The sequence below is a fragment of the Aeromonas jandaei genome (assembly GCF_037890695.1).
Taxonomy (GTDB): Bacteria; Pseudomonadota; Gammaproteobacteria; order Enterobacterales; family Aeromonadaceae; genus Aeromonas; species Aeromonas jandaei.
Genome location: NZ_CP149571.1, coordinates 4,060,761 through 4,078,629 on the forward strand (window position 1 = coordinate 4,060,761; position 17,869 = coordinate 4,078,629).

The 17,869-nt window shown below is 57.0% G+C and carries 16 protein-coding genes and 1 pseudogene; 2 read left to right on the forward strand and 15 right to left on the reverse strand.

Going from position 1 to position 17,869, the window contains the following annotated elements; genetic code table 11:
- Window positions 1–4: 4 nt before the first annotated feature.
- Both WE862_RS19060 and WE862_RS19065 read right to left on the reverse strand, forming a co-directional pair.
- Window positions 5–322, reverse strand: a complete 318-nt coding sequence (locus WE862_RS19060; protein WP_042031629.1) for a hypothetical protein — start codon at window positions 320–322, stop codon at window positions 5–7.
- Window positions 313–2,289: a reprolysin-like metallopeptidase gene (locus WE862_RS19065; protein ID WP_042031536.1), complete on the reverse strand. Its 1,977-nt coding sequence runs from the start codon at window positions 2,287–2,289 to the stop codon at window positions 313–315. The genes WE862_RS19060 and WE862_RS19065 overlap by 10 nt, the downstream gene beginning before the upstream one ends.
- A 171-nt stretch (window positions 2,290–2,460) precedes the next feature.
- Between WE862_RS19065 and WE862_RS19070 the strand changes: the two genes are divergently transcribed.
- Window positions 2,461–3,672: an RsmB/NOP family class I SAM-dependent RNA methyltransferase gene (locus WE862_RS19070; protein ID WP_042031537.1), complete on the forward strand. Its 1,212-nt coding sequence runs from the start codon at window positions 2,461–2,463 to the stop codon at window positions 3,670–3,672.
- Between the two features lie 105 nt (window positions 3,673–3,777).
- Here WE862_RS19070 and WE862_RS19075 read toward each other — a convergent pair whose 3' ends face one another.
- The 6 genes from WE862_RS19075 to WE862_RS19100 all read right to left on the reverse strand — a co-directional run bounded on the left by WE862_RS19075 (window position 3,778) and on the right by WE862_RS19100 (window position 11,042).
- Window positions 3,778–4,167, reverse strand: coding sequence for a RidA family protein (locus WE862_RS19075; protein ID WP_042031539.1), 390 nt, complete (start codon window positions 4,165–4,167; stop codon window positions 3,778–3,780).
- A gap of 69 nt (window positions 4,168–4,236) precedes the next feature.
- Window positions 4,237–6,531: a formate C-acetyltransferase gene (gene pflB / locus WE862_RS19080; protein WP_042031540.1), complete on the reverse strand. Its 2,295-nt coding sequence runs from the start codon at window positions 6,529–6,531 to the stop codon at window positions 4,237–4,239.
- 44 nt (window positions 6,532–6,575) lie between these two features.
- Entirely contained in the window at window positions 6,576–7,784 is a 1,209-nt protein-coding gene (gene tdcD, locus WE862_RS19085) for a propionate kinase (protein ID WP_042031542.1), read from the reverse strand.
- A gap of 206 nt (window positions 7,785–7,990) precedes the next feature.
- Entirely contained in the window at window positions 7,991–9,322 is a 1,332-nt protein-coding gene (gene tdcC, locus WE862_RS19090) for a threonine/serine transporter TdcC (protein WP_042031545.1), read from the reverse strand.
- Between the two features lie 11 nt (window positions 9,323–9,333).
- Entirely contained in the window at window positions 9,334–10,338 is a 1,005-nt protein-coding gene (gene tdcB, locus WE862_RS19095; RefSeq protein ID WP_041208895.1) for a bifunctional threonine ammonia-lyase/L-serine ammonia-lyase TdcB, read from the reverse strand.
- Window positions 10,339–10,697: 359 nt separating this feature from the next.
- Complete coding sequence (locus WE862_RS19100) at window positions 10,698–11,042, reverse strand: Grx4 family monothiol glutaredoxin (protein WP_005353650.1); 345 nt, start codon at window positions 11,040–11,042, stop codon at window positions 10,698–10,700.
- Window positions 11,043–11,329: 287 nt separating this feature from the next.
- Here WE862_RS19100 and sodB point away from each other — a divergent pair, with 287 nt between their 5' ends.
- Window positions 11,330–11,914, forward strand: coding sequence for a superoxide dismutase [Fe] (gene sodB, locus WE862_RS19105; RefSeq protein ID WP_005331469.1), 585 nt, complete (start codon window positions 11,330–11,332; stop codon window positions 11,912–11,914).
- Window positions 11,915–12,038: 124 nt separating this feature from the next.
- On the opposite strand, the gene WE862_RS19110 is transcribed toward sodB, so the two are convergent.
- The 7 genes and pseudogenes from WE862_RS19110 to ccmD all read right to left on the reverse strand — a co-directional run bounded on the left by WE862_RS19110 (window position 12,039) and on the right by ccmD (window position 17,869).
- A complete protein-coding gene (locus WE862_RS19110) occupies window positions 12,039–12,854 on the reverse strand; it encodes an MlaA family lipoprotein (protein WP_042031547.1) in 816 nt (271 codons plus the stop codon).
- An 85-nt stretch (window positions 12,855–12,939) separates the two neighbouring features.
- The gene (ccmI, locus tag WE862_RS19115; RefSeq protein WP_042031548.1) at window positions 12,940–14,208 is read right to left on the reverse strand and encodes a c-type cytochrome biogenesis protein CcmI; all 1,269 of its coding nucleotides are present in this window, start codon (window positions 14,206–14,208) and stop codon (window positions 12,940–12,942) included.
- On the reverse strand, window positions 14,205–14,684 hold the full coding sequence (locus WE862_RS19120) for a cytochrome c-type biogenesis protein (protein ID WP_042031630.1): 480 nt from the start codon (window positions 14,682–14,684) through the stop codon (window positions 14,205–14,207). The genes ccmI and WE862_RS19120 overlap by 4 nt, the downstream gene beginning before the upstream one ends.
- A gap of 11 nt (window positions 14,685–14,695) precedes the next feature.
- Complete coding sequence (locus tag WE862_RS19125; RefSeq protein ID WP_042031549.1) at window positions 14,696–15,226, reverse strand: DsbE family thiol:disulfide interchange protein; 531 nt, start codon at window positions 15,224–15,226, stop codon at window positions 14,696–14,698.
- Window positions 15,223–17,178: pseudogene (locus WE862_RS19130) on the reverse strand (heme lyase CcmF/NrfE family subunit). Before WE862_RS19130 ends, WE862_RS19125 begins: the two are co-directional and overlap by 4 nt.
- Complete coding sequence (ccmE, locus tag WE862_RS19135; RefSeq protein WP_033114435.1) at window positions 17,175–17,666, reverse strand: cytochrome c maturation protein CcmE; 492 nt, start codon at window positions 17,664–17,666, stop codon at window positions 17,175–17,177. The pseudogene WE862_RS19130 and the gene ccmE overlap by 4 nt, the downstream one beginning before the upstream one ends.
- Window positions 17,663–17,869 (reverse strand): heme exporter protein CcmD, encoded by a 207-nt coding sequence (ccmD, locus tag WE862_RS19140; RefSeq protein WP_042031551.1) that lies wholly within the window; start codon window positions 17,867–17,869, stop codon window positions 17,663–17,665. The genes ccmE and ccmD overlap by 4 nt, the downstream gene beginning before the upstream one ends.

The window sequence follows — 17,869 nt, forward strand, 5'->3', positions numbered from 1 at the left end:
AACCCTACTTTTGTGACTTTTGACAGTGCGGCAACATGCGCCGGTTATAGTCCGTGGCATAGGCTTCCAGCCTGGCATATTCCCCCTCCTTGCCCGGAGTGATCACATCGGCGAATCCTGTCAGATAACGCACTCCGCAACGACTTTTTGCCTGCGCCTGCTCACTCTCGGCGATGCCGGGCGCACTGCCGCCCCGCCCTGCCCGTACGATAAGCCGATAATCCTGCACTTTGAGGCTCTGCTCGACCGCCTGTTCGGCCCCATCAGGTATGGCATGACAACCCGATATGTAGATCAGCAGCAAACCAGCCGCTACGCGCAACGTCTGCGCCATAAAAGACCTCCTGCCATCAGCACCAGCCAAAGCGGATCAACACTGCCGCCACCTCCCCCACCGCCAGAACTACCAGAGCTGACAGTGGTAGTGCTTCCTGTCGAACTATCGGAAGCTGAGCTCGCCCGCGTCGCCGCATTGAGAGCAAAAAAGATATTGTCGCTGCAAGAGAGCCGCAGCAAGGCCCCGCTCGCCAAAGGTGTTGGCAAAGTAATGCTGGCCGAGCCACTATTCGGTACACCGGCCACCAGCGTAGTCCAGTTGCTGCCGCTATCCTGGGTCAGGGCCACATCCACTTTCTGACAGTTGATAGGCGCCTGATTCGTTCCCGCCACATTCCAGCTCAACGTCTGGGTTGCACCAGCAACCATCTTGCCAGCAAGGGGAGCCGTGATGGCGAAAATGGCCCCGGTGTTGACCACTTGTACTACCATCTCGTCGCTGCTGACAGCCCCTTGGCCATCACGCACCGCAAGGCGAAAGTGAAGGTCACGACTAGTGGTTGGCCAGGCCTCACCCCTGGCAAGCACACCCGCAATGAGTGAACTCATCGCAGGCAAGCTGCGGCTGGGGGATTGGGTTGGCGACAACATGCGAAACAGCGGGCGTGAACCGTCATCCACCATGGTGGCAGCTCCGGTAGATGCAGTGCCGAGATCGAGCTCCTCCCAGCTGTAGCTCAGCGGGTTGCCATCAAGATCCACCGCACTGCCGCTCAGGGTGAAAGCGGTGTTGGCGGGAATCACCCGATCCACGCCAGCATCCACGACCGGGGCATTGTTGGAGAGCACCAGATTGGTTCCACAAGATGGCTGCGAGGCCATCTTGGTGCGGATCTGCTCTATCGACTTGCTGTGAAAGAAAGGAGAGCTGTTGCTCTGCAGATCTTCATCTCCACAGATCCCGGCATACGCCATGATGGAGGAACCGCTGCCAGGCTCCCAGGCCGAGCTTGCCTCACGCCCGCTACCACAGCTGCCCGATGTGCCGTTGAAAGAGTGCTCCGCCCCCATCTGATGGCCCAGTTCATGAGCCACATAGTCGATATAGAAGGCATCGCCCGTCGGCTGCGGGCTCCCCGTCATCCCCTGAGACCGGCTAAAGGGGTTGCAGAGCGCCCCGAGTGTAGCCAGCCCGCCTCCCGAAGTGGTCAATACGTGACCCACATCGAAACCAGAGCTTAGCAGCAAGGCTTGCTGGGTCTGGTTGATGGTCAGATCCTGAGTGGAATTGGTGAAGGGATCGGTGGCCGGATCGGTAAAGATCACCTTGTCCGTATCCGCAGCCAACTGAAACTCGGCCCCTACATCGCGGCGATAGACCTCGTTGACTCGGTTAAGCAGGGTGGCAATGGCGGCCAGCGCGGCGGCTTTGGTGCCACCGTGAAACTGGGTATATTCCCCGGTCGCCGAGATAGCGATGGTATAGCGCTTGCGCTGGTTGCCGCTGACCAGCACCGAGCGGGCGGCCTGCGCCCCAAGCTGCGACGAGAGCACTTCATCATCATCCAGCCGGCGCCAACTCTCCTGCTGGGTATAAACGGCGTACGAGGTGCCATCAAAAAGCGGGTCTATGTAGAAGGTCTTCCCCCGATAGGTGAACATGCCGTGAAACCCCTGTGGCGTCAGGTCAAAGCGACCGCTGCTTCGGGGATCGTCTGCGGCGCTGCCCGAATAGGTTTTGATGGCGGGGTAACGCAGTGCCAGCGCAGGTGGCAACAGGGCGTTGGGATGCAGCGAGAAGGTGACGATACGGCCATCGGTCAGCGGCAGACTAAGAGAAGATGGCAACTCCCCCGTAGCGAAAGGGGGTTCTGGCACTACCACCTTCACCTCATCGGCCCTCACATCAAAAGCGACGTTTGCAGCAGTTTTTGCATCCTGAAACAACCACTCCGGTGATGCCAGCACCGGCATTGCCAGGCAGGAGATAAACAGGGTCAGACCATACTTCATAGCGCCTCCATGCTCTATTGTTATCGCTGCAAGTATGGCCCAGCCCCACATGGCTCGCCGAATATCCACCTTGCACCGCATCCCCCTTCCACCTATCATTGCGCCGTTTGTCTGTTTCAGAATCATCCCGCTACCGGGGTGATTCATCTTTATCTGGCCAAGGTTAATCTCATGCTCAAATCCCCACTGTTGCCCCGTTTCGGGGATCTGGTCGTTGCCATTGTTGATGACGTGCTGGGTCAGGGTCTCCCCCTGGATCGCGCCTATGCCCGTCACTTCTCCGGCATCGAACTCAAACCGCAAGAACAGGCAAGGATTGCCCTGGTCACCGGCGACCTGCTGCGTCGCCTGAGCCTCTACTGCGCCCTGACCGGTATTCAGGTGCGTCAGGCCGAGAAGAACGTCTGGCCGCTGCTGCACAGCTGGCACGCTTTCCACAAGATCCCCCAGCCCAACCACCCGACCCTGGATCGCTTCAACGAAGAGGCGTTCCGTCGCCGCCTGAACGAAGCCAAAAAGAACCCGGTGCTGATGGATGGCTGCCCGACCTGGCTGGAAAAACTCGGCAGCGAGCAGCTGGGCGAAGCCTGGCCGGCCGAGCGTGCCGCCCTGACCGCCATGCCCAAGCGCTACCTGCGGGTCAACACCCTCAAGTGCACCCGCGAGGAGCTGCAGGCCGCTCTGGCGAAAGAGCAGGTCAACACTGTGCCGGTAGCAGGGGTTGAGAGCGCTCTGGAAGTCACTTCCGATGCTGCCCTGTTTCGCACCAACGCCTTTGCCGACGGCTGGTTCGAGCAACAGGATGCCGGCTCCCAGCACATTGCTGCCGCACTCGACGTCGCGCCCGGCATGCGGGTGATCGACGCCTGCGCCGGTGCCGGTGGCAAGACCCTGCATCTGGCCGCCATGATGAAAGGCAAAGGCCGCCTGCTGGCGATGGATGTGGAAGAGTGGAAGCTGGAGAACCTCAAGCAGCGTGCCCGCCGCGCCGGTGCCCACAACGTGGAGACCCGGGTCATCACCAGCAGCAAGACCGTCAAGCGCCTCAAAGAGAGCGCAGATCGCCTGCTGCTGGACGTCCCCTGCTCCGGTCTTGGCGTGCTCAAGCGCAATCCGGATGCCAAGTGGCGCGATACCGCCGAGCGTCTGCCGGTGCTGGTCGCCCTGCAGGAAGAGATCCTGCAGCGCTACAGCCAGATGGTGAAAGTGGGCGGCATGCTGGTTTACGCTACCTGCTCTATCCTGCCCGAGGAGAACCGCCAACAGGTGGACAAGTTCCTCGCAGCCAACGAAAACTTCCGCCTGCTTGGTGATCACACCGTGAGTCCGGCGGCCACCGGTTTCGACGGTTTCTATCTGGCACGCATCGAGCGGATCGCCTGATCCAGCGTGACCCACTCCTTGCGCCCTTATCGCGCACGGCGGGTTCGATGAAAAAGAGCGGCAGCCCGAGGGCTGCCGCTCTTTTTATTGATAAGGATCACCGCGTCAGGACTCCAGCGCAGCAATTGCCTCTATCTCGATCTTCACATCCTTGGGCAGGCGGGCCACCTCCACACAGGAACGCGCCGGATACATGGCATCGCGCTCGGTGAAGAAGTCGTTGTAGACCCGGTTGACCGCGGCAAAGTCGTTCAAATCCGAGACAAACACCGTGGTCTTGAAGATATTGCGCACCTCGCCGCCTGCCGCCTCGACAATCGCCTTGACGTTTTGCAGGGAGCGCAGGGTTTGCGCTTCGATACCCTCCGCAATGTCGCCGGTCACCGGGTCCAGCGGGATCTGGCCGGAGGTGTAGAGGATGTTGCCAATCCGGGTGGCCTGCACATAGGGGCCGATGGCGCCCGGCGCCGCTTTGGTAGTGATAACCTGTCGCATCTGTTACTTCCTCGTGCTGACAAACAAAAAGTAGGCCCGGAGCAAGCCTGCTCACCCCGGGCATCAGAGTTACATCATGTTGGTGAAGGTTCTGGAGATGACGTCCTGCTGCTGCTCGCGGGTCAGGGCGTTGAAGCGCACCGCATAGCCGGAGACCCGGATGGTCAGGCTGGGGTACTTGTCCGGATTCTCGATGGCATCCAGCAGCATCTCGCGGTTCATCACGTTGACGTTGAGGTGCTGGCCTCCTTCCACATCCCGCTCATGATGGAAGTAGCCATCCATCAGCCCCACCAGATTGTTCTCGCGATTGGCGGGTTCCTTGCCGAGCGCTCCCGGCACAATGGAGAAGGTGTAGGAGATCCCGTCCTTGGCATATTTGAACGGCAGCTTGGCCACCGAGGCGAGCGAAGCGACCGCCCCCTTGCGATCCCGACCGTGCATCGGGTTGGCCCCCGGCGCAAACGGGGCACCGGCGCGGCGGCCATCCGGGGTGTTGCCGGTCTTCTGGCCATAGACCACGTTGGAGGTGATGGTCAGGATCGACTGGGTCGGCACCGCATTGCGGTAGGTCGGCAGCGCCTGGATCTTCTTCATGAAGCGCTCGACCAGATCGCAGGCGATGGAGTCGGCCCGCTCGTCGTTGTTGCCGTACTGGGGATACTCCCCCTCAATCACAAAATCGACCGCCAGCCCGTCAGCATCGCGCACCGGCTTGACCCGGGCGTACTTGATGGCCGCCAGCGAATCAACCGCCACCGACAGACCGGCAATACCGCAGGCCATGGTGCGATAGACGTCGCGATCGTGCAGCGCCATCAGTGAGGCCTCGTAGCTGTACTTGTCGTGCATGTAGTGGATAAGGTTGAGCGCACTGATGTACTGCACCGCCAGCCAGTCCATAAAGCTGTCGAGGCTGGCCATGACAGTGGCGTAATCCAGCACCTCGTCCATGATGGGCGCCACTTTCGGGCCGACCTGGATCTTCAGCTTCTCGTCCACCCCGCCGTTGATGCAATAGAGCAGGGTCTTGGCCAGGTTGGCGCGGGCACCGAAGAACTGCATCTGCTTGCCGATCACCATGGGGCTCACGCAGCAGGCGATGGCGTAGTCATCGCTCTCGAAGTCGCTGCGCATCAAGTCATCGTTCTCATACTGCAGGGATGAGGTATCGATGGAGACGCGGGCCGCATAGGTCTTGAAGGCCCGCGGCAGTCCTTCCGCCCAGAGGATTGTGAGGTTGGGCTCGGGCGCCGGCCCCATGGTCTTGAGGGTGTGGAGGTAGCGGAAGGAGTTCTTGGTCACCAGGGTGCGACCATCCAGCCCCATGCCGCCGATCACCTCGGTCGCCCAGATGGGATCGCCGGAGAAGAGGGAATCAAACTCGGGGGTACGCAGGAAACGCACCATGCGGACCTTCATGATGAAGTGATCGACCAGCTCCTGGGCATCCTGCTCGCTGATGAACCCCGCCTTCAGATCCCGCTCGATATAGATGTCGAGGAAGGTGGCGGTACGACCGAGGGACATGGCCCCGCCATTTTGCGACTTCACTGCCGCCAGATAGGCAAAGTAGAGCCACTGCACCGCCTGCTGGGCAGTGCGCGCTGGCCCGGAGATGTCAAAGCCGTAGTTGGCCGCCATCTGCTTGATCTGCACCAGTGCCCGCTTGTGCTCGGCCAGCTCCTCACGCTGGCGGATCACCTGCTCCAGCTGTTCCCCACGTTCGAGAGCCGGTTGCAGATCGGCGAACTGCAGCTCCCGTTCACGGATTAGATAATCTATGCCATAGAGCGCAACCCGACGATAATCTCCGATAATGCGACCACGGCCGTAACCATCCGGCAAACCGGTCAATACCCCTGATTTTCGGCAGCGCAACATCTCGGGAGAGTAGACATCGAACACCCCCTGATTATGGGTTTTGCGCAATTCGCTGAAGGTGTATTCAAATTCGGGATCCATCTCCCGGCCATACGCTTCAAAAGAACTGCGGATCATATTTACGCCACCAAACGGGTGCAGCGCTCTTTTAAGGGGCTTGTCGGTTTGCAGGCCAACGATTTTTTCCAGCCCCTGTTCGATATAACCCGGCCCGTGGGCGGTGATGGTCGTGGCAATATTGCTATCAAAATCGACCGGTGCGTGGGTGGCATTCTCGATACGGATCCCCTCCATCACCTTGTTCCACAAGGTAGTGGTCGCTTCGGTCGCATCAGCTAAAAACTGTTCGTCACCTTCATAGGGGGTATAGTTCTGCTGGATAAAATCACGGACGTTAATCTCGTGCTTCCAGTTCTCACCGGCAAACCCTTGCCATGCCTGACGGAATTTATCCTGATCCAATTGCATATCAACTTTCATCAAATAAACCTCATTCACTACTCATGACACTACAGTGGAAGATGTCAGACGCACTCGGCCTGACGAACCTGCTGCCCCAGACGAATGGCATCCAGCGCGATCATTTTCTCTTCATTGGTGGGAATAACTGCCGCCAGCACCATGGACTCTGCCGCCGAAATCACCCGGCAGCCCTCGCTATTGGGACGCTGGTTAAACGGCTCGCTGATCGCTACGCCAAATACCTGAAGTCGTTCGCATACCAGTTTTCTGATAAAGGCCGAGTTCTCGCCGATCCCGCCGGTGAAAATAACGGCATCCAGCCGGCGCAATGAGGTGGCATGGCCGCCGATATGACGGGCAATACGATGGACAAAAGCGTGAATGGCCAATTTTGCCCCGGGATGTCCTTCGTGATAGGCAGCTTCCAATACCCGCATATCCGAGGAGAGCCCCGAAATACCCAGCAGTCCGGACTGCTTGTTCAATACCCGCTCGATATCCTCGATGGATTGCCCCGTCTTGCTGGCGATATAGGCCAGCGCGCCAAAATCGATATCACCGCTGCGGCTGCCCATGATCAGCCCCTCCAGCGGCGTCATCCCCATCGAGGTATCGACGCTCTTGCCATCCTGTACCGCACAAATAGAGGCGCCATTGCCCAGATGGGCGATGACCAGACCGGCATGCTGCTCATCCAGCCCCATGAATACGCAGGCCTGCTCGGCCACATAGCGATGGGAGGTGCCATGGAAGCCATAGCGGCGCACGCCGTAATCCTGCAGATATTGATAAGGCAGCCCATAGATATAGGCTTCCGGCTTCAGGGTCTGGTGAAAGCCGGTATCAAATACCGCAATCTGGGGCTGGTCGGGAAATAGCTGGCGGGCGGCCATCACGCCGCTCAAATTGGCGTGGTTGTGCAGCGGGGCCAGTGGCGAGACCTGCCTGATTTTGGCCAGTACCCGCTCGTCAATGATGGCCGCTTCGCTGAACTCATTGCCGCCATGGGCAATGCGATGGCCCACCAGGGTGATGGCATCGAGCAAACCGCGCAGTTTCAGCTCTTCTGCAATCGCCGCCAGTGCGCAGCTATGGTTGTTTTCCGGCAAGGGGGTGGCCGGGTTTTTATCAATTTTCAGCTGGGGATTTTCGGTCTCGATACCATCGGCCATGCCGGAGATGACCACCTCGCAGGTTTTACTATCCAGTACCGAGAATTTGACCGACGAAGAGCCGCAATTGATAACCAGAACCAACGAATCAAACTTCATTACATCGCCTCGATATTTATGATGTCGAGTCACTGCAGTCAGAATATATTTACCACTGTTTGTGGTGGCCAAATAACGGATAGTCTTGCCCTGGGCCCAAATAATTGAACCAACCAAGAACCGGTTATTGCGCGCTTCTGACTGCGCCATGCAGACCCCGCCAAGAGGTCAGGGTCTGAATGGCTGATGACTTACAGAAAAGGTTTTCAGAACAGCTTGGAAACAATATTCAGGATGGTCAGCACACCGATGATGGTGACAAACACGTTGCTGGCCTGGCCTTTATATTTGGCCAGCGCAGGTGTTTTATTGACGGCATACATCGGCAGCAGACAGAGCAGTGACGCGATGATCGGCGCCCCCATTGCCTCAATCAGGTCGAGGATGTTGGGGTTCACATAAGCGACCAGCCAGGTCGAGCCCATGATGAACAACATACTGACCATGTTGAGTTTTTTACTGGAAACCTTGCTCTTGTCGCCCTGGTAGCCAAAGCGGAGGATGAGGCCGTTCAACCCTTCCAGCGTCCCCAGATAGTGGCCGAAGAAGGATTTGAAGATGGCAACCAGCGCAATGATGGAAGCGGCATACTCCAGGGTGGTGGCAAATGCAGACTTGCTGCCAGCCAGCAAGGAGAAGTGGTTGGCCAGATAGGAGAGCACCGGAATATTCTGGGCCTTGGCTTCCGCCATATTTTGCGGCGACAGGGTAAACAGGCAGCTGAAGGCAAAGAACATCACCACGGCCACCATCAGCATGCTGGCACCGGAGATAATCTTCGAGCAGCGCTTCTCGGTAAAATCACGACCGAACTCCTGCTCATACTCTTCCCGTTTGGAGACGATGAAAGAGGAGACAATCGGCGAGAAGTTGAAGGAGAAGACCATGATAGAGATCCCCAACCAGACGGTGACCAGAATACCGTCGTGACCGAACATCGATATCTCGCTCAGATTGACCTGATCAAAGACGGCACTGTTCCAGTAAGGAACTAGGGAGAGAGAGATGACCACCAGGCTGGCGATGAAAGGAAATACCAGATAGCTCATCACGCGAACCATCAGATCCTTGCCGAAATAGATCACGAAGGCCATCAACAGCAGCAGCCCAAGGGCGACAACACCCCGATTGAGCGGTGCCATTTGCAGTTGATGCTCCCAGAATGCCATGAAGGTATTGGTGATTGTCACACCATATATCCACAGCAGTGGGCAGATGGCAAAGAAATAGAGGAAGGTAATCACTACCCCACCCATTTTGCCAAAATGCTCTTCAACGGTCTCGGTAATATTTGCCGATGGATTGCTGCCAGAAAGACATAATCTTGCCAACGCCCTGTGGCAATAAAATGCGATAGGGTAAGCCAGCACCAACATGATTAATATTGGTATCAGACCACCATATCCGGCCCGAATTGGGAAAAATAGAACACCTGCACCGATCGCTGTACCAAATAGACCGAGTCCCCAGGTTGTATCCGACTTACGCCATGCTTTGATACTCTCTTTACTGCTGCTAACGACACTATCCAATATCATGACTGTATTCCTTACAGGCTAAATTGACGGATATTGTTCTGTTCGATAATTTCGGCGATTCGGGTCAGGTCAATATTGCCACCCGAAATAATGCTGACGGTCTTTTTGCCTTCGACATAATGTTTCAGCTTGCCGCTCAGCAGCGCTGCCGAGGCCAGAGCTCCCGCCCCTTCGGTAATCACCTTGTTGCGCTGAATAAGGTCAACCATGCTGTGGCGAATATCATCTTCAGTGACCAGAACGATGTCATCGACCAGCTCTTTGACAATTTCATAGGTCAGGGTGCCGGGTCTTGCCACGTCACAGCCATCAGCCAGCGTGCTGCTGGTTCTGTGATTGGTAATGGTACCTGCGTAGTATGAAGCCGCCATGCCGTGGACATTCTCCGACTGCACGCCAATCACACGGATAGTCGGGTTGATGGATTTGATGGCCATTGCGACGCCGGCAATCAGACCACCGCCGCCAATCGGCACTATGATGTTGTCCACATCATAGAGATCCTCGATGATTTCCAAGCCAATGGTGCCCTGACCGGCAATCACTTTTGCATCGTCGAAGGGGGGGATAAATACGCGGCCTTCCATTTCCACGATTTCACTGACTTTGGCAATGGTGTCATTGAAACTATTGCCATGCAGAATAACTTCCGCCGAATAATCGCTGGTTGCAGCAATTTTTGATTTTGGTGCACAGCAAGGCATGACCACCTTGGCATCAATTCCCAGCATGGCACTGGACAAAGATACCCCCTGCGCGTGATTACCGGCAGAGCAGGCGACAACACCTTTTTGACGATCCTCCAGACTTAATGAACTGAGTTTGTTGAAGGCACCGCGAATTTTAAAAGAGCCTGTACGTTGCATGTTTTCAAGCTTGAGGTAAACCTCGCCATGGCAACGTTCGCTGATGTAGTTAGAGGGTAATTGCGCGGTCTTGTATATATGGTTGGTCAGTCTTTTTTTGGCTTCGGTAATATCATGAAGACCAATGGGCAGATTGCTATACATCTTCATCGCAAATCTCTTTTTATTTATTAATTTGTAGGGTTTTATTTCACTGGGCGAAGCGATACTAGGTTCTATCACTTGCAATTAATGTGAGCATAAACACAAAAAAATCTACAAAGAGACTGCGTTACGGTGAAATTATCAAAAAATGTGATGGCAGCAACACTTGAATCCAAATGGATTAAAAAAAGTAATCAGAGATTGGCGAACAATATAATTAACAACTTCAACACAAAGCAGCAAAGATTAGATTTTTCAGGGCAATTGCGTTGCTTTTTGCAACCGGCAATCAGTTGCTTGCCTGCCAGAACCGGGACAATAAAAAAGGGAGCCTGTGTGGCTCCCTCTCGACAACACCGGACCGATTACTCGGCTGCAGCATCATCTTTCTTGTACTTGGCAGCAGTCTCTTTGATCAGAGCCTGCAGCTCGCCAGCCTGGAACATCTCGATCATGATGTCGCAGCCACCAATCAGCTCGCCCTCAACCCACAGCTGCGGGAAGGTCGGCCAGTTGGCAAATTTCGGCAATTCAGCACGGATATCCGGGTTTTGCAGGATATCAACATATGCAAACGGCTCACCGCAGGACATCAGCGCCTGGGAGGCCTGGGCAGAGAAGCCACAGCTGGGTAGCTTGGGAGAGCCCTTCATGTAGATGATGATGGGGTTGTCAGCCAGCTGCTGCTTGATCTTTTCGATAGTTTCCATAGATGCCTCACTAGAGCAATGATGGCGGCCATTCTACTGCAATCTGGCCCGATCACAACCTGACAAAAGGCAAGAACGGCACGAATCGCTGCCAGAATAGACAGATGATTGATCCTGATCATGGCGCCAATCAAGGGTTGTTAGCCCATCTTTGATACTGCTACAATCCCTTGGCTTTGGACTTTCCTGTCCCACCATTTTAAAAACAACTCTTTTCACATTGGAAAAGAGTACGCAATGTCTTGCAACCGTCGCGCTCGCACGGTCCAGCCAATGGAGAGTAGAAAATGGCATTCGAACTTCCCGCTCTGCCCTATGCAATCAATGCTCTGGAACCGCACATCTCCCAGGAGACCCTGGAATACCATCACGGCAAGCACCACAACACCTACGTGGTCAATCTGAACAATCTGGTGCCGGGTACCGAGTTTGAAGGCAAGTCTCTGGAAGAGATCATCAAGACCTCCACTGGTGGCGTCTTTAACAACGCAGCCCAGATCTGGAACCACACTTTCTACTGGCACTGCCTCTCCCCGAACGGCGGTGGCGAGCCGACTGGCGCACTGGCTGATGCCATCAACAAAGCATTCGGCTCCTTCGCCGAGTTCAAGGATGCCTTCACCAAGTCTGCCATCGGCAACTTCGGTTCAAGCTGGACCTGGCTGGTGAAGAAGGCTGACGGCTCTCTGGCCATCGTCAACACTTCCAACGCTGGCTGCCCGCTGACTGAAGCCGGTACCACCCCGCTGCTGACTGTTGACCTGTGGGAGCACGCCTACTACATCGACTTCCGCAACCTGCGTCCGAAGTACATGGAAACCTTCTGGGCTCTGGTTAACTGGGAATTCGTGGCCAAGAACCTGGCGGCCTGATAACGGCCCCTCTTCTTGCCAAAACGCCTCGCACCTGCGAGGCGTTTTTTATATCTGTGTGGCAGCACAATAGAGATGAAAAAGGCGCCATAAGGCGCCTTTTTCAGGTCATCAGACAACCAGTCTACTGGTCATCTATCTCGTCCATATACTGGTCGAGATTGGCATCATCAGACTGCTCCTGCTTCGTCTCCTTGAGCTCGGCTTGCTTGCCAGTCACCTTGCTCTGGTTGTACTGCAGGTAGAAATCTTTGGTCAATGCATAAGGATCGAGCGAGTTGTCGATGATCCGTTCCTGATCGATCAGCTTGGAGCGGGAGCCGAGGCCATCGAGCGCCCAGTGCACCACTCGCAGTGGCAAGGTCAACAAGGCGTAGGGGAAGTAGATGGTATCGACCGTATCACCTACCAGCTTGCGGGTCGTGGTCGGGCCATAGACCGGCACCATCAGGTAGGCACCTTCGCCAATATCCGCCTTGCCCAGTACTGTATCCATCTCCAGCTTGTCGCGCTCAAGACCGGCATGTTTAGCTACATCGAAAATACCCAGCAGGCCGACCGTGGTGTTGAGGGTAAAACGACCCAGGTTGACCCCTGCCCCCTTCAAATCACCGGTGATAAGGTGGTTGACCATGCTGCTCGGTTCGTTGAAGTTCTCCACCAGATTTTCGATGCCATCCTTCATCCCCTGCGGTACGTAACGGGCATAGCCGTGTACCACGGGTCTGGCGACATAGGGCTCCAGCACATCGTAGTTAACTGCCCACATGGCCCGGTTTGGTCCCTGGAAGGGGTCACGAGGATCTGCTGCCGTACTGGTAGCTCCCGGATGATTCATTCCAGGATTGAGATCAAGGCTCTCTGGCCCCGGTTTGGGTGGGCCACCGGCGCAGCCAGCCAGCAACAGGGCTGACAGCAAGGCCCCTGCACGAAGATACATATGGAAGTCCCGACGTTTTATTTTGATTTATCAGAAGTATAGATAACCCGGCCACCCTCCGGTGGCCGGGTTATCAAAGGACATATTAGAGGGCGTGATCGATACGGATGTCAATCGGAGCGCTTGGAATATCTGCACTCTTGATCGGTGCAGATACCCCCTCAAAGGCCCCCTCCTTGTTCATGACGTTGCCACCACGGGAGAGCCGTGCCTTGAATTGCAGCTCGGGATAGGAAGCGAGCTTGCTCCCTTCCATCATGGCATCGCCATCACCCAGCGAGAGGGTCAGAGGCAGGGTAGGCCCAGCTATGCGCTTGACGGCAATCGGCATGGGCGGCCCGTTGGGCACCACGGCAAACACGAAGAGATAGGCATCTTCCGGCATCTGAATACCGGCCGCCAGCGAGATATGGATCGGGAACTCCCCCTGCTTCACCTCAAGCTGTGCTTGCTGGTTATCCCGAGCATCCGCTGCGCCAGAAGGCGTCACCGCCATACCACGTTGCTTGAGCTGCGCCCTGGCATAATCCATCGAACGCTCAACCATCACATAGCGGGGAGAGCCCTTCTCCATCAGCGGCAGCATCGCCTGCCAGCGATCAAGGGCGGTCTGGAAGTCCTCTTTTTGCAGCGCCATGAACGCGTAGACAGAGCGCGCCTCGATGTTGCCCGGCTCCTGAGCGATAGCAGCCTGCAACAAGGCATCGGCTTGCGCCTCATTACCCGTCATCATCAGCGCCTGGGCGTAGGGAACAGCCACCAGCGATTTTTGCGGGGCCAGCTTGTAAGCTCGCTCCAGCGCGTCGTTAGCCATCTCGGGATCGTTGCCATCCAGCGCCAAGCGCCCCAGCAGCAGCCAGCCACGGTAGTCGTTCGGTTCCTCCTTGAGGCGGGTGCGCAGCCCCAATGTGAAGTCGAGCAGATCCTGTTCAGTCACCTTGGCATCGCGCTCCACCAGAATACGGTTGCTCAGCTCGCCAAGACGGCTATTGGCATCCTGCCAGCGGCTTACCTCCTGCCAGCTGCCCAGCTTGAAGTAGAGGCCCAGACTCACCACCACCAGCACCACCACACCCGGTATCCAGATCAGACTCTTGCCGCTGCGGGCGGTCTGCTCCACATCGGGAATGTCATCCAGCAGGCTGCGCTGCAACTCGATGAGTGAATCGGGCTCCTCGGCAAGCACACCCTGTTCGCACTCCTCGCCGATCTCCAGCAGACGCTGGCGATAGAGCTGCTTGTTAAGGGCCGAACGGCTGATGCTCTGCTTGCCTTCACCACGCCACAACGGTACGACCAGCGCCAGACTCACCAACACCAGCAGGGCCGCAATCACAATCCAAAAAGCGGTCATTGTTTCTCTTCCTCTTTGAGCAGTTCGGCGAGCCGGCGCTGCTCCTCTTCGCTCAGGGCGCTATCCACGGGCTTGGCTGCAGCCACAGGTCGCCGGCTGCGCATCACCACCACACCCAGACCGATGACGATGACCAGCAGAGGGCCAAGCCAGAGGATCAGGGTAGATGCCATCAACGGCGGGTTATAGAGGATAAAGTTGCCGTAGCGGGCCACCATGTAATCCACTATCTCATCCTTGTCCTTGCCCTGACGCACCATCTGGTAGGTCTTGTCGCGCAGATCCTTGGCCAGCCCCGCATTGGAGTCGGCGATATCCTGGTTCTGACACTTGGGGCAACGCAGCTCCTTGGTCAGCTCGCGAAAGACCTGCTCCTGATTGTCGTTGTCGAAGGTATAGACATCGATGGCGGCCATGGCCGGCGCTTGCACCACCCATCCCAGCAACAGCAGCAGGGAAGCAATTAACATTCTCATCAGCACGCCCCTCACTTCATGGCATCAAAGATGGGTTTGAGGGTCGATGCCCAGTTTTCGGGGTTGATATCCCCGACGTGGCGATAACGGATGATCCCCTTGCTGTCGATGAAGAAGGTCTCCGGTGCGCCGTATACCCCCAGATCCAGCCCCAGCATGCCGTCCGGATCATAGAGATTGATCTGGTAGGGATTGCCCAGTTCCGCCAGCCACTTGATCGCCTTGTTGCGCTCATCCTTGTAGTTCATCCCGACGATGTAGATCCCCTGCCCCGCCAGCTCCTTGAGATAGGTGTGCTCGCCATAACAGGTCGGGCACCAGGTCGCCCAGACGTTAAGCAGCATGGGACGACCGGTCAGGATACTGCGATCGTGCTGTTTGTTCAGATCGTAAATGTCCTGTAGGGTGAAGACAGGCACCTCTTTACCCACCATCACGGATTCAAGTTTGGTGGGGTCAGAGTAAAGTCCCTTAAACAGAAAGACGGCGCCCAGCAGAAAAACGATAAAGGGAATTAAAAACAGCCAGGTCTTGCGATTCATGCCTTGCTCTCCTCCTCACGACGGCCAAAACGGTAGCGCTTGTCCAGCATTGCCAGCACGCCACCGATAGCCATAAAGACGCCGCCAAACCAGATCCAGCGCACGAAAGGCTTGTAGTAGATCCGCACAGCCCAGGCACCGTTGTCGAGCTGTTCGCCAAGGGCCGCGTAAAGGTCACGGGTAATACCGGCATCGATGGCCGCCTCGGTCATCGGCATCCGGGTCACCTTGTACATCCGCTTCTCCGGCTTGAGCAGGGCCACCTGCTTGCCATCCTTGTGCACTTCCAGCACACCTTTAAAACCGTCGTAGTTGGGGCCGTTCTTCTCCTTGATGCCGGTGAAGACAAACTCGTAATCGGCAAAATGGACCCGATCACCCGCCTGCATCCGCAAATCTTTCTCGATGCTGTAGTTCTGGGTACAGGCGATGCCGATGATGCTGACTGCAAGCCCGACATGGCCCAGGATCATAGCCCAGTGGCTGTTGCCCAGCTTGCGAAGCCCGATTGCAAAGCTGTGCTTGTGGGTAGCGCGCGCCCAGGTCTCCTGCGCACTGGTGACGATGATCCAGGCGCCAAGACCGATGCCCAATGCCGCCCACGGCTTGAATGTCTCGGCAAGGGTCAGCGGCAGCAGGAAGGCCGCTGCCAGACTCAGGAACAGCGCAATCACTACCTTGCTCTTGAGCTCGCCCAGCTCCTGGCGGCGCCAGCGAAACAGCGGGCCAATCCCCAGCAGCAGGGCGAACGGAATGATCAGCCAGCTGTAGATGTGGTTGAAGAAGGGAGTACCGATGGAGATGCTGCCCAGACCCAGCTCCTTGTGAACCAGCGGCAGCAGGGTGCCGAGCAGCACGGTCAACAGACCCGCTACCAGCATGATGTTGTTGCAAAGCAGCAGGGTCTCGCGGCTCCACAGTTCATGCTTGCCGTGGCTCTTCACCTGCGAGCCCTTGAAGGCAAACAGCAGCAAGGATGAGCCGATTACCGCCAGCAGGAAGCCCAGAATGAACAAACCACGGGTCGGGTCGGAGGCAAACGCATGCACCGAGACCAGCACCCCGGAACGCACCAGGAAGGTGCCGAGCAGGCTCAGGGAGAAAGCGGAGAGCGCCAGCAGCACGGTCCAGGCCTTGAAGGTGGCGCGCTTTTCACTCACCGCCAGCGAGTGCAGCAGGGCGGTACCCGCCAGCCAGGGCATGAAGGAGGCGTTTTCTACCGGATCCCAGAACCACCAGCCACCCCAACCGAGTTCGTAATAGGCCCACCAGGAGCCCAGCACGATCCCCAGCGTCAGGAATACCCAGGCAGCCATGGTTCAGGGACGGGACCAGCGCGCCCAGGTCGCATCGAGGCGACCAGTCATCAGGGAGGCGATGGCAAAGGCAAAGGCGACCGAGAAGCCCACATACCCCATGTAGAGCATCGGCGGGTGGAAGATGAGACCCGGATCCTGCAACAACGGGTTGAGATCGCGGCCATCTACCGGGAAGTAGGGCAAGGTGCGAATGAAGGGGTCGGAGGTAAACAGCACGAAGGCGGTAAAACCGACCGAGATAAGGCCCAGCACGCCGAGTACCCGCGCTACCGCGTCGAGCGGCAAACGGCGGCTGAACATGGCGACGGCCGCAGTCCAGCCCCCCAGCGTCAGCACCCACAGCAGCAGAGAGCCCTCATGGGCACCCCATACTGCAGAGATACGATAAGCGAGTGGCAGCAGGCTGTTGGAGTTGGTGGCCACATACTGCACGGTGAAGTCGTTATCGATAAATGCCCAGGTCAAGCAGAGGAACGACAGCAACAACAGCAGAAACTGAGCATAAGCGAGCGGACGCGCCGCCGACATCATGCCAAGGCGCCCCCAGCTGGCGCCAAGCAGCGGGTAGCTGCCCAGTAATATGGCGGTGGCAAAGGCCAGGATCAGTGCAAACTGTCCTAATTCCGGGATCATTGCTTGCTCCCCTTCAACTGCGCCTCGGTATATTGCGGCTTGAAGTGCATGCCGTTGGTGGCATCGGCCACTTCCGGCGGCATGTATTTCTCATCGTGCTTGGCCAGCACCTCGAAGGCCTCGACTGTAGTGGCATCCTTCAGGGTGCCTTGTGCCACGATGCCCTGCCCTTCGCGGAACAGATCCGGCAGGATGCCGTCATACTCCACCGTTACCAGATGACCGCCGTTATCCACCAGCTTGAAGGCTACCTTGAGGCTTTGGGGATCTCGTTGAACCGAGCCGGGCACAACCAGCCCACCGATGCGCAGACGCTGTCCCTCTTCCGGCTTGATCTTGTCCGGCCCTTTCCCTTCCACCAACTCGCTCGGCGTGTAGAAGAGATCGATGTTCTGACTCAGGGCATAGAGCACCAGCCCACAGACGGTTGCGAGCCCCAGCGTGATGGCCAGGATAATGGTGAGGCGTTTTTTACGTCTCGGATTCATAGGGTGTTCTCCATCTGCTGGGCCGCCTTGCGACGAGCCTCGCGAGCCTGCTTGCTGCGCAATTCGCCCAGCAGGCTGCGGGTTTTCATTCGGGTGGAAATGAGGATACCGATGAGGCAGACCAAAGTCAGGCCAAAGGAGAGCCAGACATAGAAGGCGTATCCGCCCATCGCCAGGAAGTCACTGAAAGAGGCAAAGTGCAT

Coding starts and splice junctions, on each gene's coding strand:
- sodB (WP_005331469.1), top strand. CDS start 11,330: ATGGCATTCGAACTTCCCGCTCTGCCCTATGCAATCAATGCTCTGGAA.
- tdcC (WP_042031545.1), bottom strand. CDS start 9,322: ATGATATTGGATAGTGTCGTTAGCAGCAGTAAAGAGAGTATCAAAGCA.
- tdcB (WP_041208895.1), bottom strand. CDS start 10,338: ATGAAGATGTATAGCAATCTGCCCATTGGTCTTCATGATATTACCGAA.
- WE862_RS19120 (WP_042031630.1), bottom strand. CDS start 14,684: ATGAGAATGTTAATTGCTTCCCTGCTGCTGTTGCTGGGATGGGTGGTG.
- ccmD (WP_042031551.1), bottom strand. CDS start 17,869: ATGCACTTTGCCTCTTTCAGTGACTTCCTGGCGATGGGCGGATACGCC.
- WE862_RS19070 (WP_042031537.1), top strand. CDS start 2,461: ATGCTCAAATCCCCACTGTTGCCCCGTTTCGGGGATCTGGTCGTTGCC.
- ccmE (WP_033114435.1), bottom strand. CDS start 17,666: ATGAATCCGAGACGTAAAAAACGCCTCACCATTATCCTGGCCATCACG.
- WE862_RS19065 (WP_042031536.1), bottom strand. CDS start 2,289: ATGAAGTATGGTCTGACCCTGTTTATCTCCTGCCTGGCAATGCCGGTG.
- WE862_RS19125 (WP_042031549.1), bottom strand. CDS start 15,226: ATGAATCGCAAGACCTGGCTGTTTTTAATTCCCTTTATCGTTTTTCTG.
- pflB (WP_042031540.1), bottom strand. CDS start 6,531: ATGAAAGTTGATATGCAATTGGATCAGGATAAATTCCGTCAGGCATGG.
- tdcD (WP_042031542.1), bottom strand. CDS start 7,784: ATGAAGTTTGATTCGTTGGTTCTGGTTATCAATTGCGGCTCTTCGTCG.
- ccmI (WP_042031548.1), bottom strand. CDS start 14,208: ATGACCGCTTTTTGGATTGTGATTGCGGCCCTGCTGGTGTTGGTGAGT.
- WE862_RS19075 (WP_042031539.1), bottom strand. CDS start 4,167: ATGCGACAGGTTATCACTACCAAAGCGGCGCCGGGCGCCATCGGCCCC.
- WE862_RS19100 (WP_005353650.1), bottom strand. CDS start 11,042: ATGGAAACTATCGAAAAGATCAAGCAGCAGCTGGCTGACAACCCCATC.
- WE862_RS19110 (WP_042031547.1), bottom strand. CDS start 12,854: ATGTATCTTCGTGCAGGGGCCTTGCTGTCAGCCCTGTTGCTGGCTGGC.